The organism is Rhodococcus sp. OS5 (assembly GCF_056837585.1).
Genome location: NZ_JBWWRK010000002.1, coordinates 389,404 through 411,348, shown reverse-complemented (window position 1 = coordinate 411,348; position 21,945 = coordinate 389,404). Strand labels below are relative to the sequence as shown.

At 62.8% G+C, this 21,945-nt stretch carries 25 protein-coding genes and 1 pseudogene; 17 read left to right on the top strand and 9 right to left on the bottom strand.

Going from position 1 to position 21,945, the window contains the following annotated elements; all coding sequences use genetic code 11:
* Positions 1-41 precede the first annotated feature (41 nt).
* From ACVZUB_RS31930 to ACVZUB_RS31910, 5 genes are all read left to right on the top strand, one after another.
* Positions 42-326 carry a hypothetical protein gene (locus ACVZUB_RS31930; RefSeq protein WP_482628604.1) on the top strand — a complete coding sequence of 95 codons (285 nt, stop codon included), beginning with the start codon at positions 42-44 and terminating at the stop codon, positions 324-326.
* A gap of 114 nt (positions 327-440) precedes the next feature.
* The gene (locus tag ACVZUB_RS31925; RefSeq protein ID WP_482628603.1) at positions 441-1,151 is read left to right on the top strand and encodes an IS6 family transposase; all 711 of its coding nucleotides are present in this window, start codon (positions 441-443) and stop codon (positions 1,149-1,151) included.
* Between the two features lie 98 nt (positions 1,152-1,249).
* Complete coding sequence (locus ACVZUB_RS31920; RefSeq protein ID WP_482628602.1) at positions 1,250-1,588, top strand: hypothetical protein; 339 nt, start codon at positions 1,250-1,252, stop codon at positions 1,586-1,588.
* A gap of 1,561 nt (positions 1,589-3,149) precedes the next feature.
* A complete protein-coding gene (locus ACVZUB_RS31915) occupies positions 3,150-3,557 on the top strand; it encodes a DUF6188 family protein (RefSeq protein ID WP_482628601.1) in 408 nt (135 codons plus the stop codon).
* Between the two features lie 104 nt (positions 3,558-3,661).
* Complete coding sequence (locus ACVZUB_RS31910; RefSeq protein WP_064688426.1) at positions 3,662-3,976, top strand: hypothetical protein; 315 nt, start codon at positions 3,662-3,664, stop codon at positions 3,974-3,976.
* A 549-nt stretch (positions 3,977-4,525) separates the two neighbouring features.
* Here the strand turns inward: ACVZUB_RS31910 and ACVZUB_RS31905 are convergent.
* From ACVZUB_RS31905 to ACVZUB_RS31875, 7 genes are all read right to left on the bottom strand, one after another.
* Entirely contained in the window at positions 4,526-4,882 is a 357-nt protein-coding gene (locus ACVZUB_RS31905) for a histone-like nucleoid-structuring protein Lsr2 (RefSeq protein WP_064688425.1), read from the bottom strand.
* A 302-nt stretch (positions 4,883-5,184) separates the two neighbouring features.
* Positions 5,185-5,556 (bottom strand): DUF5956 family protein, encoded by a 372-nt coding sequence (locus tag ACVZUB_RS31900; RefSeq protein ID WP_482628600.1) that lies wholly within the window; start codon positions 5,554-5,556, stop codon positions 5,185-5,187.
* Positions 5,465-5,677, bottom strand: coding sequence for a DUF5956 family protein (locus tag ACVZUB_RS31895; protein WP_482628599.1), 213 nt, complete (start codon positions 5,675-5,677; stop codon positions 5,465-5,467). The genes ACVZUB_RS31900 and ACVZUB_RS31895 overlap by 92 nt, the downstream gene beginning before the upstream one ends.
* A 339-nt stretch (positions 5,678-6,016) precedes the next feature.
* Positions 6,017-6,220 (bottom strand): hypothetical protein, encoded by a 204-nt coding sequence (locus ACVZUB_RS31890; protein ID WP_064688423.1) that lies wholly within the window; start codon positions 6,218-6,220, stop codon positions 6,017-6,019.
* A 142-nt stretch (positions 6,221-6,362) separates the two neighbouring features.
* The gene (locus ACVZUB_RS31885) at positions 6,363-7,433 is read right to left on the bottom strand and encodes a flavin-containing monooxygenase (RefSeq protein ID WP_482628598.1); all 1,071 of its coding nucleotides are present in this window, start codon (positions 7,431-7,433) and stop codon (positions 6,363-6,365) included.
* A gap of 17 nt (positions 7,434-7,450) precedes the next feature.
* The gene (locus ACVZUB_RS31880; RefSeq protein WP_482628597.1) at positions 7,451-8,689 is read right to left on the bottom strand and encodes an MFS transporter; all 1,239 of its coding nucleotides are present in this window, start codon (positions 8,687-8,689) and stop codon (positions 7,451-7,453) included.
* 12 nt (positions 8,690-8,701) lie between these two features.
* Entirely contained in the window at positions 8,702-10,051 is a 1,350-nt protein-coding gene (locus tag ACVZUB_RS31875; RefSeq protein ID WP_482628596.1) for an FAD-dependent oxidoreductase, read from the bottom strand.
* 97 nt (positions 10,052-10,148) lie between these two features.
* On the opposite strand from ACVZUB_RS31875, the gene ACVZUB_RS31870 reads away from it, so the two are divergent.
* Positions 10,149-11,033: a helix-turn-helix domain-containing GNAT family N-acetyltransferase gene (locus ACVZUB_RS31870; RefSeq protein WP_482628595.1), complete on the top strand. Its 885-nt coding sequence runs from the start codon at positions 10,149-10,151 to the stop codon at positions 11,031-11,033.
* Positions 11,034-11,108: 75 nt separating this feature from the next.
* Here ACVZUB_RS31870 and ACVZUB_RS31865 read toward each other — a convergent pair whose 3' ends face one another.
* Together ACVZUB_RS31865 and ACVZUB_RS31860 are read right to left on the bottom strand one after the other, a co-directional pair.
* On the bottom strand, positions 11,109-12,116 hold the full coding sequence (locus ACVZUB_RS31865; RefSeq protein ID WP_256718344.1) for an alkylmercury lyase family protein: 1,008 nt from the start codon (positions 12,114-12,116) through the stop codon (positions 11,109-11,111).
* Positions 12,113-12,517 carry a MerR family transcriptional regulator gene (locus tag ACVZUB_RS31860; RefSeq protein ID WP_217019156.1) on the bottom strand — a complete coding sequence of 135 codons (405 nt, stop codon included), beginning with the start codon at positions 12,515-12,517 and terminating at the stop codon, positions 12,113-12,115. Before ACVZUB_RS31860 ends, ACVZUB_RS31865 begins: the two co-directional genes overlap by 4 nt.
* A 112-nt stretch (positions 12,518-12,629) precedes the next feature.
* On the opposite strand from ACVZUB_RS31860, the gene ACVZUB_RS31855 reads away from it, so the two are divergent.
* The 11 genes and pseudogenes from ACVZUB_RS31855 to ACVZUB_RS31805 all read left to right on the top strand — a co-directional run bounded on the left by ACVZUB_RS31855 (position 12,630) and on the right by ACVZUB_RS31805 (position 21,944).
* Positions 12,630-13,016: an ArsR/SmtB family transcription factor gene (locus ACVZUB_RS31855; RefSeq protein WP_076949302.1), complete on the top strand. Its 387-nt coding sequence runs from the start codon at positions 12,630-12,632 to the stop codon at positions 13,014-13,016.
* Positions 13,013-14,110 carry an ACR3 family arsenite efflux transporter gene (gene arsB, locus ACVZUB_RS31850; protein WP_482628594.1) on the top strand — a complete coding sequence of 366 codons (1,098 nt, stop codon included), beginning with the start codon at positions 13,013-13,015 and terminating at the stop codon, positions 14,108-14,110. The genes ACVZUB_RS31855 and arsB overlap by 4 nt, the downstream gene beginning before the upstream one ends.
* 24 nt (positions 14,111-14,134) lie before the next feature.
* Complete coding sequence (locus ACVZUB_RS31845; RefSeq protein WP_482628593.1) at positions 14,135-14,791, top strand: arsenate reductase ArsC; 657 nt, start codon at positions 14,135-14,137, stop codon at positions 14,789-14,791.
* Positions 14,792-14,842: 51 nt separating this feature from the next.
* The gene (locus ACVZUB_RS31840; RefSeq protein WP_482628592.1) at positions 14,843-15,259 is read left to right on the top strand and encodes an arsenate reductase ArsC; all 417 of its coding nucleotides are present in this window, start codon (positions 14,843-14,845) and stop codon (positions 15,257-15,259) included.
* Between the two features lie 41 nt (positions 15,260-15,300).
* Positions 15,301-16,287, top strand: coding sequence for a thioredoxin-disulfide reductase (gene trxB, locus ACVZUB_RS31835; protein ID WP_482628591.1), 987 nt, complete (start codon positions 15,301-15,303; stop codon positions 16,285-16,287).
* Between the two features lie 21 nt (positions 16,288-16,308).
* Positions 16,309-16,724 (top strand): annotated as a pseudogene (locus tag ACVZUB_RS31830) (arsenate-mycothiol transferase ArsC).
* Positions 16,725-16,784: 60 nt separating this feature from the next.
* Positions 16,785-17,192: an arsenite efflux transporter metallochaperone ArsD gene (gene arsD, locus ACVZUB_RS31825; RefSeq protein WP_076949306.1), complete on the top strand. Its 408-nt coding sequence runs from the start codon at positions 16,785-16,787 to the stop codon at positions 17,190-17,192.
* Between the two features lie 20 nt (positions 17,193-17,212).
* Complete coding sequence (gene arsA / locus ACVZUB_RS31820; RefSeq protein WP_482628590.1) at positions 17,213-18,970, top strand: arsenical pump-driving ATPase; 1,758 nt, start codon at positions 17,213-17,215, stop codon at positions 18,968-18,970.
* A 125-nt stretch (positions 18,971-19,095) separates the two neighbouring features.
* Positions 19,096-20,151, top strand: a complete 1,056-nt coding sequence (locus ACVZUB_RS31815; RefSeq protein WP_256718345.1) for a tyrosine-type recombinase/integrase — start codon at positions 19,096-19,098, stop codon at positions 20,149-20,151.
* Positions 20,138-20,488 carry a helix-turn-helix domain-containing protein gene (locus tag ACVZUB_RS31810; RefSeq protein ID WP_076949308.1) on the top strand — a complete coding sequence of 117 codons (351 nt, stop codon included), beginning with the start codon at positions 20,138-20,140 and terminating at the stop codon, positions 20,486-20,488. The genes ACVZUB_RS31815 and ACVZUB_RS31810 overlap by 14 nt, the downstream gene beginning before the upstream one ends.
* 448 nt (positions 20,489-20,936) lie before the next feature.
* Positions 20,937-21,944, top strand: a complete 1,008-nt coding sequence (locus ACVZUB_RS31805; protein ID WP_076949309.1) for a hypothetical protein — start codon at positions 20,937-20,939, stop codon at positions 21,942-21,944.
* The last annotated feature ends 1 nt before the right edge of the window (position 21,945 follow it).

Sequence of the window (21,945 nt, the reverse complement as noted above, 5' to 3'; positions counted from 1 at the left end):
TTCGAGTCGTGCATCGTCACTCCACGAAAGGGTCTCATCTCATGCTCATCATCGGAATACTCCTGTTCGGGATTCTCATCGGAGCGGCAGCCCAGTTGATACTGGGAAAAACGACCGCACGTGTGGACTGGACCCTCGCGTTCATCGCGGGAATCGGTGGTTCTCTAGTCGGCGGTTTGCTCGTGAGTCTGATTTCGGGCGACGGAATAGCGTTGCGCCCCAGCGGAATCCTAGGGTCCCTCGTCGGCGCTGTTGTCATCACCGCAGGCTGGCAGTGGTACCGCCAGAAGAACACATCCACGGCCCCGCATCCTTCTGATCACTGATTGTCCACTTTACCGCCCACCACGCTCGATCGAGAGGAAATCATGACCAATACACCTTCGCCTTCCAAGGGGCACTGTCACGTTGTTGAACGCGGCGAACTGGGAGAATGTGGCGTGACCACTCCGACGCTCTCGTACAAAGGCCACCGCTACCCGGCCGAGATCATCAGCCACTGTGTGTGGTTGTACTTTCGGTTCCCGCTCAGCTTCCGTGAGGTCGAGGAACTCATGCTCGAACGCGGTGTCGTGGTCAGCTACGAGACGATCCGACGGTGGTGCGCCAAGTTCGGGCAGGCATACGCAAACCAGCTACGTCGCCGACGCCCACAACCCGGTGACAAGTGGCACCTCGACGAGGTCTTCATCCGTATCAACGGTACCCGGCATTACCTGTGGCGCGCGGTCGACCAGCACGGCAACGTGCTCGATGTGCTGGTCCAGTCACGCCGAAACGCGTTGGCGGCCAAGAAGTTCTTCCGCAAGCTGCTCAAGGGCTTGCAGTATGTGCCGCGGGTGATCGTCACCGACAAGCTGGCGAGCTACCAGGCCTCCCACCGCGAGATGCTGGCCTCGGTTGAGCATCGCCGATCGAAGTACCTGAACAACCGGGCAGAGAACTCGCACCAACCCACCAGGCAGCGAGAACGGGCTATGAAACGGTTCACATCGCCCGGGCATGCGCAGCGGTTCCTGTCCGCCTTCAGCGGTATCTCGCCGCATTTCCGGCCAGGTCGACACCGGCTCTCGGTGCCCGAATGGCGTACCGAGATGGTCGACCGTTTCGCGGTCTGGCAGGAAGTCACCACGAGCGGGATTGCGTCCTGAAGCGCAAAAACCTCAACTGGGTGCATCGCTATGTTCCCCAAACCGATTGCGCCACTATGCCTTTGAATCAACGTGACAGTGCCCTTCTAGGAGGTCACGTGCCGGAACCGGATAATTCGCTGCGGTTGTCTGGCCTGAAGGCTGTTAAGTGGGCAGTCGATCACCGGGCAGAGTTGAGTGAACTCGCGTACGGGGCGGCCGACGAGCAAGCGCTCGAAGCTGAGCTTCAGGCACGATGCGGTTTCACCAAGGAGCAATGCGACTGGGTGATATCTATGTCTGCGCGCCGACTGACAACTGCCTACCGCACTCAGCTTGTCCGTGAGATCGACGAACTAACGGAACATCTCACCTCCGAGCCCCGACCGCCGCGAAGGGCCGGCGCACCCATTCAAGAGGCGCTGGACGGCCAGCATTCAGATATCCCGTCACATTGAAAGGAGCAGGCCCGCAACATATCTCAATCTTGTCGCAGGTTTCCTGCGGGAGACCCAATAGTTCAGATCCCAACCCTCGAACCCTCAGGTCACCTGACCGGACGCGCTCCACTTCTCACTTCGTCACAGGTTCGTCCTACCCGGCCACACCGGGGTGTGCGTGGCTTGTTTGGGGGGTGCGGTTGGTGTGGATCGGTGCGAGGTGATGGATTCCGGGGAGGCCGTAGGTGGTCGGCGCTAGGCGGGTGCGCCAGGCTTTGTGTTTGAACGCCCAGATCCAGTGTCCGGTCATCCAGATTGCAAAGCCCTCGGCGAGGATGGCGTAGGCGTCTACCTCGCAGCCGGTTCAGCTGTGGGCAATCCCGGCCACACCACATCCGCACGTATTGAACAGCTGGTGGACGAGACCGCCGACCATCGCGGCGAGGTCACCTTCACAGTCGACAATCCTGCGATCCGGACGAGCACAGTCGACATCATTCAGGAGTGGCGACCCAGGACGATCTTCACTCACAGGGCCGGTGAGCATAGTGCTCGCCGGCCCTTTTCCGTGCATTCAGTAGACGCCAGGCCCAGGTCGCTCGCGTTTCGGTGATAGCACTCCTCGACTGCGCTAGCTAGGTGGCAGAAGTTGATCCAGAAGAACCTTGGCACCGGTCAGCGACAACGCCCGACTAGCCCGACGCAACTCACGTAATGCGGCCAACGGTTGCTCCGAAGCAGAAAGTCCCTCTACCGCCAGTACGTCTACAGCCCAACGCGTTCCGGTTTGGACCGCTTAATGCTCGGTGCCGCCGAACACGTCGGCCAGATTCTTCCTGCCGCCCACAGGACGGCGCGCCGCGACAGCAACACCCACCGCTAAAGCCAATGCCGTATAGAGCGCGATCACACCATGAAGGCTATCGCCTATCTTCCGGCCGCGCCTGACGCAAACTCCGCTCCTGCAGGCTCGGCGCTGAACAAGTCTCAGCCGACCGGCGGCACTTCGGTAATGGCGTCGGCGGTCACGAGCACGTCGATCTCGACGAGGTTGGTTCCGCCGGCATCGGAGACGCGCACAGTTACCCCTGCCAGAGCCATTGATCGTCGTGCATTTTCGCCCAGAATGTCAATTCAGATAGCGTTGTCCATCGAAACTGGTTGTTGCACAGTCATTTAAGAAAACTGACTGACATAACTTGCGTATCCATCCCATGGAATCGAATCACGCAGGACTCTCATTGCAGCAGAAGCGCGCACGTGGACATCGGATAGTTCGACGAAACGGCCATCGTCCGGCGGGATCATGGCCGGAAGCAAAGCGTGGATCTGCATACGAAACTCTTGGATCCGACTCCGCCAAGTACGTATAGGCTCTCATTGTCTCGCCAGTCAGGCAACATCGGGGAACGAGAGGGAAACCGGCGGTAGAGCCACACGCAGTAGTCGAAAAGTGGCTGAGTTTACGCCCACCCGGCGATCGGCTCCAGCAAGCCGGGGTCGCTGTCCCCGGCATTGTTGACGCAGTCGAGACTTCGTAAGACTTCATATACCGATCCAGAACGGAATTGATCGTGGCTTGAACGTCGCTTTGTCGGTGATGTTCGGGGCAAGCCAATGGCTCCCAGAACAATTCCGGCAGGAACGGCAGTTCGAAACTGACGCGCACGTTCGATACTTCGTCGAGGAGAACCCTGTCCTCACCCTTCCTGACGACACCGAAGTCACCATCAGCCTTCCGGCACCTGCATCCGGAACAGACATCGCAGCGGAACTGACCGGCGCGACAATCGAACTCAGCACCTGCACCGCAGACGGATCACTCGTCGTACTGTTCGACACCGGGACCGTACTGTCGGTGCCACCGTCGCCGGATTTCGAAAGTTGGAACGTCTCCGCGACCGGGAACGTGCTCGTCGTCTCGACACCTGGCGGCACGATCGCAGCGTGGAACTGGCCCAGCACCGACGGACTTGGCTATCCATGAATACCGGGACCGACGCCCGAGCACTACTCCCGAGACCACAAATTTGTCGCACACTTCATCCCCGCCGGAACCTTCCCCGGCCGTCAATCGCGAGGACAAGACTCATGACTTCGGACAACCCGCACGATCCTTCACCCGAATCACCAGATCTTCACACTCTGATCCTCGAGGTGGCCGACGACTACGATCACGGCCGAACTTCCCTGCACGCCTTGGTAACCGTCTACGAATCGATCGTCGACACGTACGAGCACGAACAACACGATCGCCACGAAGACCTACGCTGGGCATGGGGGCAGATCGAAATCATGAACGCTCTACGACACGATGACCCGAGCCGCGCACCGCAAGACGAGGCCGAAGTGCACGAAACCATCGACGGCTTCGTGACTACGTTCCAGTCGCTCTATTCCGCCTGAGCCGTCGCCGATAGTGCTGGCGATCAGCAGGTTCGATAGACCGCAGGTCCCTCGATGATCCGCAAGATTCAAGCCGCAGAAGGTGTCTGGCTCAACGAGGAGTGAACTGTGTGAGGCCGTCGACGATGCTTCCGTTGCCGGGCCTACTCGTCTGCAAGGGAACTCGGGGAATGATCTGGACTGACGGTTGCGGGTGCAGCCTGCAGAATGAGCGCAAGACGTCGACGGTGGACCGACTGGATTGTGTATGCGCGCACTCCGCAGGCTGCTTGCGGAACTGTACCCGGAGATGACTGCGTCTAATCTCTGCTGTTCGCAGTGGCAGTCGGCGGCCGAGCGCAGACGGCGATGCGCTTCGACGTCCTTCGACTGCGGAAAATGAGTAATTCGTGGGTGTTTTCTGTTGGAAACACCCGCAGTTCGCAACAGCTGACGGCCGGTGGCGGAATCCACGCCGGGTTAGGAAGATACGGGTGTGCGAGGAAACGATTCCCCTCACACCCGATTGCGCATCAGCTTTGAATGTCGTGCCGTATCAATCGGATCGAATCAGTGCGCAGCGTCGAAGGCGTCGAGGATCTCCGCTTTGATCCGCCCCCGTGGCGCCACGTCGTAGCCGTTCTTGACTGCCCAGTCCCGCACTGCCTGCAGCTGCTCTTTCGAGCGCCCGGAACCGGTATCCTTCGCCGTCACATCAGCTTTACTGCCGCGGCGTGCCTTTCCGACTTTCTCGGCGACCTTCACGAAAGGCTCAAGGGCGGCGTTGAACTTGTCGACGTTCGTCGGCCGCAAATCGATCAGGTAATCCGACCCCTGATACGAGAATTGGATGCGTTCGCCGAACCCGTCGTCGATCGGCTTACCGTCGAGATCGTCGATAAGTTGGCGAATAACTCTCTCAGCCATGCAACATCGTCTCCAATTCGATAGGAATCTCTCCAATGACCGGGTAACCCTAGCAACCCTTGTGTCCGCACCGAGACGATCGAGGGCTGCGAAACGACAAGACCGCCGATAAACGACAAGACCGCCGATGAGGTCAACCTGCCAGGTCGTCACTGAGTCAGTGCAACAGCACAATTAGGGAAGGTTCACTATGGACAATTGGTGGTTGTGCTGGAGCCCGTTTCCGCAGCCTGTTCGCGACTGGCTGTGGATGATCGTGCAACAAATTCGGTCTGGCTGAGACCGCAAACTGGTGGGACTAGTCAGGAAGTCGGCGGCATCTGGCTGACCAGCGATTCGTACAATCGCTCTATTGCTCTTAGGCTTTCGGCCGGTTCGATGTATTGGTTCTTCTCACGCAGAGCGTGCTCCAACGCTTCGCCATCGCGAACGCGCTCAGGGACCAGCACGTGCCATTTGTACCCCCGGGGTTGCAACCGGACTCCGGCCTCCGCGAGGTAGGAGTTGACGTCGTCGTTGACCATCCGCAGGTCTTCTTCGGTGTATGGCTCGAACCAGACTTCCTCGGGTTCCCTGCTCGGGTCACCGCGAGTAACCCGTACGGGCGGGTGCGCGGGTGCGCGGGTGCGCGGATGCCGGATGCGGTGTCCTGTAGCACCTGCTTGGCCCCGCAACCCACGCGGTCAGCGCTCCGTGTCCATTCGAAATGACGCTGACGTAGCGACCCACAGGCAGGGCACTGGGCACCTGACCGTCGACCTCGGACCACGGATACTCGCTCCAGTACTGCGCCATGTCGTCCATTCTGGTCGACCTGAGAACACACCGGATCAAGGTGGACAGATTCACAGCGGTCCGTCCCGGGGCTGATGAATATTGCACGTTTCGAATACTGCACAACCGCCAGTAGACCTACCCGGTCGCCACTGATCGCCACCGGATATGACGAAGCCGCCGGCACCGAAAAGGCGTCCAGCGGCTTCACAGGGTCGGTGCCCGTCTTGCGCCTCTCGGCAAGTGGCCGCTCGAAGCGGCATTTCTGGGGTGGTACCCGGGGCAAAGAACCGAACACCGACAACCTCTACAACGAGACGATGCGCCAACTTATTCCGCCCCGCTGACCAGCGCCGTAGCTCATTTCCTGGTGATGATCGAGCGCAGTACGAAGCGGAAGACCACCGCGGTGCCGGCTCCGACCACAACGCCGGTCACCACCTCCGCAAGGAGAACCCCCACGGTGACACCGAGAACTGTGGCGGACGCGACCGCCAACGCGACATCGGCAGGTGCCGGCCGGGGACCGTTGATCGCGCTACCCCTTCCCTGAGTTTGACGCATTTGCAGAGATCATCACATGCCATCCGCGCGAGGAAGTCGGACCCACACTGTTCAGTGGTACAGGACTGTTCAGTGGGACAGGAACCGGTAACAGGAGGTCAGGCCATGTGTGGGCGCTACGCCAACCGAAGCTGACCGGGAATTATTCGGTCGGATGCAACCGAGCAGCGTCAGCAGGTGTGAGTCGCCGGACCACGTGGTGCGCATCGCGGCCTACCCCGCGCAGGGATGCGGACGCGAGGCTTCGTTGCCATTCCAGTCCCACGTATCCGAGTCCGGGGTGGGTGGTGGATAGGCCTTTCTTGTGGCTGGGGTGGCCGGTTTCGGTGAGTGCCCCGAGTTCTGTGAGGTAGTTCAGGTTGGGTGTGTATCCGGTGGCGAGGATGATCGCGTCGACGGTTGTTGTGGTGTCGTCGGGCCAGAAGGCTTGGTTTCCTTCGAGTTTGGTGAACATGGCGCGGCGTTGCGGTGTACCGGCAGTGAGTGCGGCGCGGTAGCGGCCGGTGTCGAACACCGGTGACGTCGGTGGCCGCGAGAGAAGGTGCCCGATCGGGAGGGTGTCGATTCCGGTGTACTTGAACCAGAAATGCATGTCCCGCCGCAGGGGACGTTGCGGCGTGAACTTCACGGGGTTTCGGCTGGCCAGGACCACATCGGCTGTCTCGGCGAGTTCTGCGGCGATCTGCACTGCGGAGTTTCCTGCACCGACCACAATGACGTTCTGCCCGGCGTAGTCGGAGGGGGTGCGGTACTCGGCTGCGTGCACGACGGCACCGGTGAAGGTGTCCAGCCCTGCCAGTGCTGGAACATAGGGTGTGCCGAATCCGCCTGTGGCGGCGATGATCCGAGGTGCGGTGAAGACCGCTCCGCTGTCGGTCCGGACGGTGTATTGGGATCCGTCGGTGGTGACGGTGTCGGCCCGTTCGTTGACGTGCATGTCCACGTCCAGGGTCTTCGCGTAGCGCCGCAGGTAGTCGACGACTTCGTCGCGTCCGGGATAGCGGTCACCATCGCCGCCGAACGGAAGATCGGGCAGGGAGCTGTACCGCGCTGGGGAGAACAGGGTGAGGCTGTCGTAGTAGTGCGGCCAGGAGCCGACAGGTTCGCTACCGGCTTCGATGATCGCGGTGTCGAGCCGCTGGCGGCGCAGATGATGGGCTGCGGCCAGACCGGACTGACCGCCACCGACGACGATCGCGTCGTAGTACGTCATGAGAATTTGTCTTTCGGTCAGGAAGTGATCGGAATCGTTGTGGTGGTACGGAGGGTGGGGATGGTTGCTGCGCTGATCACGGCGCCGACGAGGGCAATCGCTCCGAGGACGAGATACGCGCGGGCGTAGCTCCCGGTCCAGGTGGAAAGCACGGTGCCGGCCCACGGCGCCAAGGCCATGACGATGACGATCGGCGCGGACATCAGCCCGTTGAGGCGCCCGTAGTGTTCGCCTCCCCAGCGGTCGGTGATGGCGGTGGCTTGAATCAGGGTGAAGATGCCGCGAACCAGTCCGGCACCGATGGCGATCCCGATCAACGCCGCCGCCGAGCTCGCCAGACCCAACCACGCGGTGCTCAGGGCAGCCACGACGATGACCGATACCGTGCGCACGCGGACACTGGTCTTCGCTGCAAGTGGTAGGTAGAAGATGCGGCCGATGACCTGACCGGCACCTCCCAATCCGAGGGTGAGTGCGGCGAGGCTGGGACTGAAACCGCGTTCGATCAACAAGGGTACGAGGTTGAAGACGCCGGCGGATGCGGCGAAGGCAGCTGCAGCGAGGGCGACGATCAGAGCAAGAAATGCAAGGCTGCGAGAGGTGCGGTGGTAGTCGCCGGACTGCGCGTGGGGTAGCCGGATCGGGTCGGGCCACCCACCACGCAAACCCCAGATGTGTCCGGGGATCGTGATCACAGCCAGTATGACCGCGAGGACCAGGTAGGTTGTGCGCCAATCGAAACGATCGGCCAGAGCGACAGACAATGGAGCGAAAACGGTACTGGCCAGCCCCGCGGCAAGAGTGAGAATCATCAACGCTTTGACGTAGTTGTCGCCGTACCAGCGGGTCAGGGCCGCGAACGCCGGCGGATACAGCACCGCACCCATCGCGATACCGGCAATCACCCAGCCCGCGAAGAAGAGCGGGAGGGTACGAGCTGTTGCGATAACCACCAGCGCGGGTACCGCGAGCACGGAACCTGCGGTCATCACCCATCTCGGGCCGCGGCAATCGAGGATCCGCCCGACCGGGATACCGACGACGGCGGCGACGAGCTGACTGACGGAGAACGCCGCCACGATCACAGCGCTCGACCACCCGGTATCACGGGAAATAGCCACCGACAGAACAGGAAACGCGTAGTACAGGATTCCCCAGCTGGTGATCTCGGTCAGACACAGCGCCACCAGGACCCGCCGCAGCCCCGAAGGAGCGAGGCTGACAGGGCGCTGCGGCGGATCCTCGATGGTCGTCATCAGCTCAGCGCTTTATCCGCAGGAGTTGGAGCTGGCGGCACCGGACAGAGAGATCAGCTGCGGAGCGGGAGCGGCGCAGCAACCGCCTTCGGCTTCCGCGGCGTCGGGTTCGTCGAAAACACCTGCACCACCGCAGACTCCGGTCTCGGGGAGGATCAACTCCACCCGCGCAGCGGCTTCGTGATCGCCGGCCAGTTCCGCGGCGATGCTGCGGACCTGCTCGTAGCCGGTCATGGCCAGGAACGTCGGTGCGCGGCCGTAGCTCTTCATCCCCACCAGGTACACGCCGGGTTCGGGGTGACGAAGTTCTTTCGCGCCGTGCGGATAGACCGTGCCGCAGGAGTGGACGTTCGGGTCGATCAACGGCGCCAACTGTGTCGGAGCCTGCAGCACCGGGTCCAGGCCCAGTCGGATTTCCGACAGCCACGACAGGTCCGGGCGGAATCCGGTCAGCGCGACGACGTTGTCGACGCTCTCGATCTGAGTGCCGGCGTCGGAGACAAGTGCAATCTGTCCGGTTGAGGCTGGCTCCACGGCTGCGGTGCGGAAACCGGTGACGACGGTGAGAAGTCCGTCGTCGACAGCCTTCTTCGCACGCAATCCGAGGGCACCGCGAGCGGGCAGCTCGTCCGATTCGCCGCCGCCGAACGCGGAACCGACGCTCCCGCGGCGAACAGCCCACGTGATCCGGGTACCCGGAGCTTCCGATTCGAGACCGGCCAGCGCGACGATCGCCGTCAGTGCGGAATGGCCGCTGCCTGCGATGACAGTGTGCTTGCCGGCGAACTGGGCACGCACTGCCGCGTCGTCGAGATCGGGCACACGGTAGGTGATCGAGGCTGCGGCAGCCCTCTCGCCGAGGGCGGGGAGTCCTTCCCCGCCGAGCGGGTTCGGGGTGCCCCAGGTGCCGGAGGCATCGACGACGGCCTGTGCGAAGACGCGGTCCTCGCTGCCGTCGCCGCGGCGCAGGTGAACGGAGAGAGGTTCGGTATCGCGGCCGGCGTCGACGACCAGGTCGCGGCCACGTCGGGCGACACCGATCACCTCGGTGTCGAATCGCACGGCATCGCCTAGGGCCGCGGCGAGGGGTTCGAGGTAGAGCTGGCGCCACTGCTGACCGGTCGGGTACGTATCGCCGTCGGGAGCGTTCCAGCTGTTCTGTTCGAGCAGGCGCTGTGCGGCGGGATCGACGAGTTCAGTCCAGCGGGAGAAGAGTCGGACGTGGTTCCATTCGGCAATCGCCGTACCTGCGCCTTCTCCCCGCTCGAGTACCAGGGGCGTGAGTCCACGCTCGCGTAGCTGCGCGGCGGCGGCGAGGCCGATCGGTCCGGCTCCGATCACGACAACGGGTAGCTCGGTCATCACAAACATCCTTCCATCGACGTCTATCAATATTTCCCCACTGTATCGACAGGCGTCGATTAATGCAACCATCGACGAATGTCGATACAGTGGGGGTATGACATCGCTGCAGACCCCGACGGTGCGCGTCGGCGATTCGGACCAAGGTGCGGTCGGCTCGAACGTGCTCGAACAAAGTGACGCCGACACCTATGCGCAGTGGTTCGCGTGTCTCGCCGAACCGATGCGGGTTCGGCTCCTGCATCGCGTCGCCAGCGCCACCGGCGGCATTACCGTCGGCGCACTCGCCGAAGCGTTGGGGATCGGGCAGCCGACCGTCTCGCATCACGTGCGCAAGCTCGCCGACGTGGGATTCGTCAACCTGCGCAAGGACGGCACCAGCACGGTCGTCGCGATGAATCCGACCTGCTGCGTCGCCCTTCCGCAGGCCGCGGACATCGTCATGGGAGTTCTCGCGCCGCGGCCGTGCTGCCCGAGCGATCTACCCGACGACGTCACCGTCCGGAAGATGACTGACGACGACTGGGACGCGGTCCTGCGGATCTACGGCGAAGGCATCGACACCCGCAACGCCACCTTCACCACCGAAGTCCCCAGCCGCGAGTACCTCGACGGTCAGTGGCTACCGAACCATCGCTGGGTCGCGGTCATCGACAATGCTGTCGTGGGATGGGCGGCCCTGAGCCCGGTATCCGGGCGGGACTGCTACCGCGGAGTTGCCGAGAACTCCGTCTACGTCGCCGACGGGATGCGCGGCCGCGGCGTCGGAAAAGCGCTGCTACGCAAACAGGTCATGGCCGCCGACGACGACGGCCTCTGGACCTTGCAGACGTCGATCTTCCCCGAAAATCGCGCCTCGATCTCCCTGCATCACTCAGCAGGGTTCCGCACCATCGGCATCCGCGAGAAGATCGCCCAACTCGACGGCATCTGGCGCGACACAGTTCTCCTCGAACGGCGGTCTGCCGCCGAAGAGAGCTGATTCGGGTCTCGTCGTTCCAGCGACGTCGGTGGTCGGCGGGCAGCATTGGTGGCCTGCTCACGAAACAGACTGGGGTCAGTTCAGTAGTGGGCCGAAGATGGCCGCGCCGAGTTCCGTAGCCTCGTCGAGGCCGAGGACGATGCCAGAGACGTTCGGATGGGCTTCGGCCCAGGCTTCGGCAGCATCCCTGTCGTTGAAGAAGTTCAGGTGGCTGCAGCAGATATCTGCCGAGGGACCCTGCGCGGCTTCGGCTCCGACGTAGACGACGGTCGTTGTGGGTTGTGCGTGTGAGTGGATGCCGCGGACGGTGACCGCGATCAGGGTCTGATCGCCCGCATCGGACGTCGTGATGGTGGTGTCGACTCCGAGCATGGACGAGATGCCGAGGGCATCGATTGCGCACATCGCGTAGACCTCGATACCTGAGGGCAGGTGAACGCGGTGCGCGGTCGGGGACGCAGAGAAGGGGTAGGCCGACTGCACCTGGCCGGAAGTGTTTGTTCGGATGACATCAGCGTCATGCAAGCGCTGCAGTATCGCAGTGGCAGAGGAATCGAACTGCTGCGCAATCGGTTCGAGGTCTTCGATCGTCGGCGAGGCGCCATCCTCCGCGAAGGTGCGGAGGATGGCCTGATGCACTGCGGTCTCCGCAGGACCGGTCGGTGTAGCGCGCCCGCGGGACGCTCCCAGGTCCGCTACCGGAGCAGGATCGGCGGAACAGCAGTCGACGATTCGGTCGATGCTGTCGACCTCGGCCCTCTCGTCCGGGGTGGGAGAATCCATTCCGAATGCTTTCCTCAGCGCCGAAACGGTAGGAGCGCCCCCGATAGCGCCCGCGTCATCGCGGTAGAGCCTGCAGGACACGCTCGGGGCCTGATCCGGCTCGGCAAAGGGGTCGCGGCCATCGATGAGCAGCGTGGGCGACCCGGTCATACCCACGGTTTCTGCTGATTGGGGATCTTCGATAACAAGGTGGCGTAGTTCCCATTCCATCGGCGTATCCGCGAGGGCTTGTTCGATGCGTTGTTCGAGAAGCGGCACGTTGGGGCAATCAGGGACCTGCAGGATGTCGAGATGGATCATGGTGTTCCTTCGTCGGTGTGGAATGTCTGCAGCATCGGGCAGCGCCTGTCAGCTCGCGGTAGTGCGCAGGTGGAGACGAATTCGGACAGTGAAGCCTGCATGCGTTGCAGGTCTCGGATCCGTTCTTCGAACTCGGCGATTTTCGTCTGGGCGAGTTGGCGCGCCGTGTCGCAGTCGTCGGGACCGCCCCCTGCGAGGTGGAGTAGTTCGTCGATCTCGTCGAGGCTGAAGCCATGCTCCTGGGCGCGTTTGACGAATCGGACGACCTCGACAGCCTCATCGGGGTATGCGCGGTATCCCGAGGATGACCGAGGAGGCTGGCTCAGGAGTCCGCGCCGTTCGTAATACCGCAACGTCTGCACGTTCACCCCTGACCGGGCGGCTAACTCACTGCTACGCATGCCGTCATTGTGAACCCTGTACCCGACTACAGAGTCAAGTCCTACCGCGTGACAGCAAGGTGTTCACCCAAGGTTGGTTGCGTGTTGTTTCGACATCTGTCAATATCGAAGTATGTCGAATCAAGATGTTGTGGAGACCGGCGCCTGCTGCTCTCCACTGGTCCGCGAACCGTTGACCGAGGATTGGGCCGGCGATCTGGCCCGCATGTTCAAAGCCCTCGGGGATCCCGTGCGTCTGCGCCTGCTCAGCTTGGTCGCCAGCCACGAGGGCGGTGAAGCGTGTGTCTGCGACATCTCCGACACCTTCGACCTGTCCCAGCCGACGATCTCGCATCACCTCAAAGTGCTGCGCCAAGCCGGGTTGCTCGACTGCGAACGCCGCGGAACCTGGGTGTACTACTGGGTGATCCCTGCTGCGTTGCAACAACTCTCCGCCGTGCTCCTGGTCGAAGGCTCCACCGTGACCGCCGCGGACGCGTGCGCGGAGGTCACCGCATGAGCAACACCGCTGCCACCACCGAACACCCCGCAGTCGTCGGAAAGCTCTCCACACTCGACCGCTATCTGGCGGTGTGGATCGGCGTGGCCATGGTCGCCGGCCTGCTGGTCGGACGCTGGATCCCCGGCGTGAACACAGCCCTGGAGAAGGTGCAGATCGACGGCATTTCGTTGCCGATCGCACTCGGACTGTTGATCATGATGTACCCGGTCCTGGCGAAGGTCCGCTACGACCGCCTCGACACGGTCACCGGCGACAAGAAACTCCTCGCCGGATCGCTGTTCCTGAACTGGGTTCTCGGACCAGCATTGATGTTCGCCCTGGCCTGGCTGTTCCTGCCCGACCTCCCCGAATACCGAACCGGTCTGATCATCGTCGGTCTCGCCCGCTGCATCGCCATGGTCATCATCTGGAACGACCTGGCCTGCGGTGACCGCGAAGCCGCCGCCGTCCTGGTCGCCATCAACTCGGTGTTCCAGGTCATCATGTTCGCCGTGCTCGGCTGGTTCTACCTCTCAGTCCTGCCCGGCTGGCTCGGCCTCGAGCAGACCACCATCGACACCTCACCGTGGCAGATCGCGAAATCAGTCCTCATCTTCCTCGGGATCCCGTTGCTGGCAGGGTTCCTGTCCCGCTTCTTCGGAGAACGAGCCAAAGGCCGCGACTGGTACGACAACAAATTCATCCCCAAGATCAGCCCCTGGGCGCTCTACGGTCTGCTGTTCACCATCGTCGTGCTCTTCTCGATGCAGGGCGAACAGATCACCTCCCAGCCCTGGGACGTCGTCCGGATCGCCTTGCCGCTGCTGGCGTACTTCGCACTCATGTGGGGCGGTGGCTACCTTCTCGGCGCCGCAATCGGATTGGGATACGAACGCACCACCACCCTCGCCTTCACCGCCGCCGGCAACAACTTCGAACTCGCGATCGCCGTCGCCATCGCCACCTACGGCGCCACCTCCGGCCAAGCACTTGCCGGTGTCGTCGGCCCGCTCATCGAGGTACCGGTACTCGTCGGACTGGTCTACGTCTCCCTCGCCCTACGTAAACGCTTTGCCGTCAAAGAGGTTTCACCCGCACCCACCGGTACGTAAGTCACCTACATCTCTTCGGGAGTCATGATGAACGAGCACCGCGCCCAACCCGAACTCCTCGCACCCCAAGCCGTTCTCTCGCGCACCGCGCACGACCTGGCAGCGAAATACGTCGGAGTCTTCTCCCCACAAACCGTCGAACGCTACGTCTTCGAGTCCTACACAGCGCTGCGCCGCACCGCGAAGATCCACACCCATCTCACCTCGCTCGCGGCGCGGTTCGCAGCCGACCGCCTCACCGCACTGGCCCAGTCCAGCGGCGCACTCGCCAAAGACGTGCCCGAAGTCCTGTTCGTGTGCGTGCACAACGCCGGCCGATCACAGATGGCGGCAGCACTACTCGACCACCACGCCCGCGGCCGCGTCCATGTCCGCTCCGCCGGATCCGCGCCGATCCACGAGATCAACCCCGCCGTCGTCACGGCGATGGCCGAAATCGGGATCGACCTGGCCGACGAGTTCCCGAAACCACTCACCGATGACGTAGTCGCCGCAGCGGACTGCGTCGTCTCGATGGGCTGCGGCGATGCCTGCGTCGTCTACCCCGGCAAGCGGTACCTCGACTGGTCACTCGACGACCCGGACGGGCAACCCCTCGAGGTGGTGCGGGCGATCCGCGACGACCTCGACGCACGGGTGATCGCCCTGCTCGCCGAACTGACAACACCCGTAGCCGTCTGACCGGCCCCGTCCTTACGCGCTCACTCATCTTCGAAGGGAACCTTCTCACTCATGTCCGACAAGCCCAGCGTCCTGTTCGTGTGCGTCCACAACGCCGGCCGATCGCAGATGGCCGCCGGCTTCCTCAGCCATCTCACCGGCGACGCCATCGAGGTCCGCTCCGCCGGATCCGCACCGGCGGACACCATCAACTCCGCCGCAGTCGAGGCGATGGCAGAACTCGGGATCGACATCTCCGCCCAGACCCCGAAGATCCTCACCACCGATGCCGTCCAGGACTCCGATGTCGTGATCACGATGGGCTGCGGAGACACCTGCCCGATCTTCCCCGGCAAGAGCTACCGCGACTGGGTCCTCGACGATCCCGCCGGTCAAGGCATCGATGCGGTCCGCCCGATCCGCGACGACATCAAAACCCGCGTCCAGGCCCTGATCACCGAACTCACCGCCCCCTCGGTATCACGCTGACCGCCCACGCCTCCCGCATTCGATCTTGTGAAAGAGACACAATGACCATCCCGTCCACGGTCCACGACGTCATCATTGTCGGTTCCGGCCCCGCCGGATACACCGCTGGTGTCTACACCGCGCGCGCTGAACTCCAGCCCCTGCTGTTCGAGGGAACCCAGTTCGGTGGCGCCCTCATGACCACCACCGAGGTCGAGAACTTCCCCGGATTCCGCGAAGGAATCATGGGCCCCGATCTGATGGAACAGATGCGTGAGCAGGCACTTCGCTTCGATACCGACATCCGCACCGAGGACGTCGAAGAGATCGATCTCAGCGGCCCGATCAAGACGGTCGTCGCGAACGGCGAAACGTACGCCGCGCACGCGATCATCCTTGCCATGGGTGCGGCAGCCCGTTACCTCGGCATTCCCGGTGAAGAACGCCTCCTCGGCCGCGGTGTCAGCGCCTGCGCCACCTGCGACGGCTTCTTCTTCCGTGACCAGGACATCGTCGTGGTCGGCGGCGGCGACTCCGCGATGGAAGAGGCAACCTTCCTGACCCGCTTCGCTCGCTCGGTCACCCTGGTGCACCGCCGCGAGGAATTCCGCGCCTCACGGATCATGCTCGAGCGCGCCAAGGCCAACGAGAAGATCCGCTTCCTGACCAATACGGAGCCCGTCGAGGTCCTCGGCGAGAACAGCGTCACCGGGCTCGTCGTTCGTGACACCGTCACGGGTGAGACCTCCACACTCGAGATCACCGGCATGTTCGTCGCCATCGGCTATGACCCGCGCAGTGAGCTCGTCAAGGGCCAGGTCGATCTCGACGACGCCGGATACGTGCGCGTCGCTCCCGGTTCCACCGCGACCTCCGTCGACGGCGTCTTCGCTGCCGGTGACCTGGTCGATCACACGTACCGCCAGGCGATCACCGCTGCCGGCACCGGATGCTCCGCAGCAATCGACGCCGAACGCTGGCTGGCCGATCGTGGCGACATCACCGCCAACACGCTCGACGCAGCCGGCCACACCGTCGACGCCGTCTGACACCCAGCGAAAGGAACTTCGATGAGCAAGCCTTCAGTGCTGTTCGTGTGCGTCAAGACAAGAACGGCGGAAAGTCTCAGATGGCCGCCGGTCTCATGCGCAAAGCCGCCGGCGACCAGGTGGACGTGTACTCGGCCGGCACGAAACCCGGTGACGCGGTCAACGCCCTGTCCGCCGAAACCCTCCTCGAAGTCGGGGTGGACATCACCGGTGAAACTCCGACACTGATCGATCCGCAACTGGTGCGCGATGTCGACCTCGTCGTCACCCTGGGCAGCGAAGCGAAGGTCGATCCCGTCGCCGGTACCGACTTCGAGAACTGGGACACCGACGAGCCGTCCGAACGCGGCATCGACGGCATCGAACGAATGCGCCTGGTCCGCGACGACATCGCCGCCCGCGTCGACGCCCTCGCCACCCGTCTGGCGACCCGCTGACACCGGATCGGTAGAACCCGCACCATCGAAGACTCGAGAAGCAAGAAAGAGAACATCACCATGAGCACCATCGAAGTATTCGAACCCGCACTGTGCTGCAACACCGGCGTCTGCGGCGACGACGTCGACCAAGCGCTGATCACCTTCACCGCCGACCTCGACTGGGTCGCTAGCAACGGCGGCACCATCGCTCGTCACAACCTCGCCAACGACCCACTGGCCTTCGCCGAAAACAGCACCGTCGCAGCGTTCCTCAAGATCTCCGGCTCCGAAGGACTCCCGCTGGCGCTCGTTGACGGAGTCACCGCCCTGACCGGTACATATCCGACCCGCAGCCAACTCGCGAAATGGGCAGGCATCACCGAACCCGCAACGGCTGAGGCGCCGGCCGGGATCGCCATGCTCGGACTCTCCGACACCTCGGCATGCTGCTCCACCGACGACACCGACTCCACCACCTGCTGCTGAAGAAAGCGCTCACACCGGACATGAAGTTCCTCAGCAACGCGCCCCGATTCCTGTTCTTCACCGGCAAAGGCGGTGTCGGTAAAACCTCCATCGCGTGCGCGAGCGCGATTACCCTCGCTCGCGCCGGGAAGAAAGTGCTGCTCGTGAGCACCGATCCCGCCTCCAACGTCGGGCAGGTGTTCGGTGTGAGCATCGGCAACACCATCACCCCGATCCCCGCCGCTCCCGGATTGTCGGCGCTCGAGATCGATCCGGAACAAGCCGCTGCCGCCTATCGCGAGCGGATCATCGGTCCCGTCCGCGGGCTGCTCCCCGAGAAGGAGATCGTGGCGATCGCCGAACAGCTCTCCGGGTCCTGTACCACCGAAATAGCGTCGTTCAACGAGTTCACCGGACTGCTCTCCGGGAGCGATGAGATCACCGCGGGTTTCGACCATGTCCTTTTCGACACCGCCCCGACCGGGCACACCATCCGGCTCTTGCAGCTTCCCGGATCGTGGACCGAGTTCCTCGACGACGGCAAAGGCGACGCATCGTGCCTGGGGCCGCTGTCCGGACTCGACAAGCAGCGCGCCCTCTACGCCGCCGCCGTTGCCGCGCTCGCCGATCCGCAGCGGACCCGCCTAGTCCTGGTCTCGCGCGCCCAGCGTTCGACGCTCGCCGAAATCACCCGCACCCACCGCGAACTGGCCGACATCGGACTGACCCACCAACACGTCGTCATCAACGGTGTCCTCCCGGAACCGGCCGACGACACCGATCCACTCGCGACCGCGATCCGCCGACGAGAGCAAGCCGCGATCGCCGCCCTGCCAACCGAATTGGCGCAGCTGCCCACCAATCAGGTCCCGCTCAAAGCGGCCAACATCGTCGGTATCGACGCACTCGAAAGCCTCTTCACCCCCAATCCCAGCCTGGTATCTGCCGCCTCAACGGTCCCCGGCCGGCACCTGCCCAGCGCTCCGCTCGCATCCCTGATTGACGAACTCGACACCGACGATCACGGCCTGATCATGTGTATGGGAAAAGGCGGAGTCGGCAAGACCACCATCGCCGCCGCAATCGCTGTCGCCCTCGCCGAACGCGGCCACCAGGTGCACCTGACCACCACCGACCCCGCAGCGCACCTCACTGACACTCTTGGCGGAGAACTCGCCAACCTCCAGGTCTCCCGCATCGACCCCGCCGAAGCCACCGAGCAGTACCGCACCAGAGTCTTGACCACCAAAGGCAAGAACCTCGACGAACGCGGACGCGCCAACCTCGCCGAAGACCTCCGATCACCCTGCACCGAGGAAGTGGCCGTCTTCCAAGCATTTTCGCGGGTCATCCACGAATCGAGCCGCAAATTCGTCGTCGTCGACACCGCCCCGACCGGTCACACCTTGTTGCTCCTCGACGCCACCGGCTCCTACCACCGGGAAATCGCCCGCCAGATGGGAGAGAACACGAACTTCACCACCCCATTGATGCGACTCCAGGACCCAAACGCCACGAAGGTCCTGCTCGTGACCCTCGCCGAAACCACACCGGTCCTCGAAGCTGCCGGTCTGCAAACTGATCTGCAGCGCGCAGGCATCGAACCCTGGGCATGGGTGGTCAACAACTCCCTCGCCGCTGCCGAACCGACCTCGCCGCTCCTGCAGCAGCGCGCAGCCGGAGAAGTCCCCGAAATCGACACCATCACGCACCAATACAGCCAACGAACCGCTGTCGTCCCGATGCTCGCCGAAGAACCCATCGGCGAAGCCGCCCTGGCAGCCCTGAGCAAGGCATAGCGACTCAGCGTCCAAATTTTCGCAAACAACTGCAACAATGATGCATGTAGTGCAACACTGATCGAGTGCGAGACGGAGAACAGTCACCAGGCATGTCCCTGAGACTTGCCGGTAACGTACGTCCTTTGAACGAGCCGGAGTTCGTCTTCGGCGCGATGCTCGACGGATGGCGGGACCAGCAATTGAGCCGAGGGCTTGCCGATCACACCGTCGGTGTCCGAACTCAGTTCATTCGCCGCTTCGCCGAATACTGCGAGAAGTTTCCCTGGGAGTGGGAGCCCGGAGATCTCGAAGACTTTACGGTGCAGGCGGTCTCGGCTTCTCGCCCACTGGCCAAGTCCACTATTCGTGGCTACCAGGTCACGATCCGACTCTTCTGCGATTTCCTTATCGATGCACGCTACGGCTGGGGCGTGGAATGCGAAACCCGGTTCGGCGCGCGTCCGCAGCAGATCTGCCACGAATGGAACACGGTCGCGCATCTGATCGAATACGAGGGAAGGGCGCAGCGCCGGGCATTGACTTACGACGAACTCGAACAGTTCTTCGCTCACGCCGATGCACGTGTCGCATCCATCGTGCGGGCGGGCAAAAAGGGGTCCCTGTCTGCGCTTCGTGACGCACAGATCTTCAAGACTGTTTACGCGTACGGGTTGCGGCGAGCGGAGACGGTAGGACTCGATGTGGCAGATTGCCGCCCGAATCCCGCAGCGTCTCAATACGGCACCTACGGAGCGGTCGAAGTGCGATGGGGAAAGGCCTCGCGGGGGTCGGGGCCCAGGAGGCGAACGGTGCTCACGGTGCCTGAACTCGACTGGATCGTCGAAGGGCTCGCGCAATGGGTCAATCTCGGCCGCGTGCGATTTCCCGACCACCCTGGCGGCGGGTTGTGGACCACAGAACGCGGGACGCGCGTGTCGATGCGTTACCTCGACCATCGCTTTGCCGACCTCCGCGACGGCGCCGACTTGTCATCAGAACTCAGCCTGCACTGTCTGCGGCATACCTACATCACGAATCTGATCGAATGGGGTTACTCGGAGAAGTTCGTCCAAGACCAGGTCGGACATCTTTACGCCTCGACGACCGCGATCTACACCTCAGTCGGAAACGACTACAAGAACCGAGTGATCGCCCAAGCCCTCTCACGAATCTACGGAGCACACGATGCCGAATCCTGACACTGCGATCACGTGGCGGCTGCGCGAACTCATGGCAACGGCCGGCATGTTCCAAACCACGGAACTGATCGAACCTCTCCGGAACGTTGGCGTTCAACTTTCACGCGAGCAGGTATTCCGGCTGGTCACGAGACCGCCAGCCCGGTTAAACATGGAAGTACTCGCAGCACTGTGCACCATCCTTGACTGCACTCCCAACGACTTGATCGAGATCCATCCCGTAGGCATCGGTCAAACAATCCGTACTGGAACCACCAACCGTCCGGAGGTTTCAGGCCCCTCCGTCGGCTCGCTCAGACCAGTACCCGCCCGCATCCATCGACCACCTCGTGACTGAATCCGGCGCTCCATCGATGCCGCGACGGTCAGGGGATAGAACCTGTCACCTGTGTGGACGGGAAATCTCGGCCGGCTACGACCTACTCGGAGGGCCAATCTGCAACCCCTGCTACTCGCGATTGCGCCGTCACCCAGCCACGTGCCCATCGTGCGGGCACACCAAGGTCCTCGCATTCCACAACGACTCGGGCGACATCGTCTGCGCCGCATGCGCGGGTGTCCCTGCACGGTTCGCCTGCAAGTCCTGCGGCAGTGAAGAGCAGCTCACAGGCTCGCACTGCGGTCCTTGCCGTCTAGCCGATCGAGCCCGCAGCGTTCTGTCACGGGAGGATGACACACTCCATCCCGATCTGGTCAGCCTTTACACGCACTTGCTCAGCGCCCCGGACAAACGCTCGGTGACACGATGGCTCAGCAAGGAGCCAATCGCCGCAATGTTGCGGGCCATGGCTTCCGGACAGGTGCCGATCAGCCACGAGGGAGTCAATCGGTTTCCGCAGTCACGGCGGGTGAACTATTTCCGTCAACTCCTTGTCAGCTCAGGAACATTGCCGCCGATAGATGTGCGCCTCAACGAATTCGAAATCTATGCGAAGTCCTTTCTCGCAGCCCTCCCTCCGTCGAACGCCGCCATCCTTGGGCGCTATCACCGGTGGCATGTCTTGCGTCGCCTACGTCAACAGTCAACGCTCGAACCTCTGAGTCAGGCTGTGCTCGACAAGCGCCGGGGCGATCTCCGCGCGTTCAGTGCCTTCTTGTCTTGGATTGATGCGCAGGGCGTTTCGTTGGCCACTGCCAATCAGGGGCATCTTGACTACTTCGTCGCGAACGTGGGTACGGGCAACAATGCCCTCAGTGCTTTTGTCAGTTGGGCGTGCGCGAATGGCCACGCCTTCGGGATCGAGGTGCCGATCAACAAGCGATTCAGTCCTGCGGCAGCAATGAGTGCGGACGAGCTGTGGCAGGCCGTCGACCATCTTCTCGTCGACGAGACCATTGAGATGGCTGCACGGGTTGCTGGGCTTTTCATCCTGCTGTACGCCCAACCTTTGGCGGCCTGTGTTCGCCTGCGCCGCTCTGATGTTGTGTTGACGGATCAGGGCGTCGCTGTCAGGTTCGCATCGGAGCCGATCCAATTGCCGGATTCTGTTGCGCAGCTGGTTCGCCGCTACCTGGAGATGCCTTCTGGTCGTGCGATTTATCGAAATTCTGAAACGAACTGGCTGTTCGGAGGCCTCCTACCTTCCAGTCGCGTCACGGCAGCGCACCTGGGCCGGATTGTGTCGGGTGCTGGAGTACCTCCGCGGCTCGCGAAGGAGGCAGCGATGAGGCAGTTAGCGACTTCGCTACCGGCACGAGTTGTCGCCGATGCAATCGGGGTGTCCGTCGGCACTGCGAGTAGATGGTCGCGAATGTCGGGTGGAACGTGGAATGACTATCCAGGTCTGAGATGAG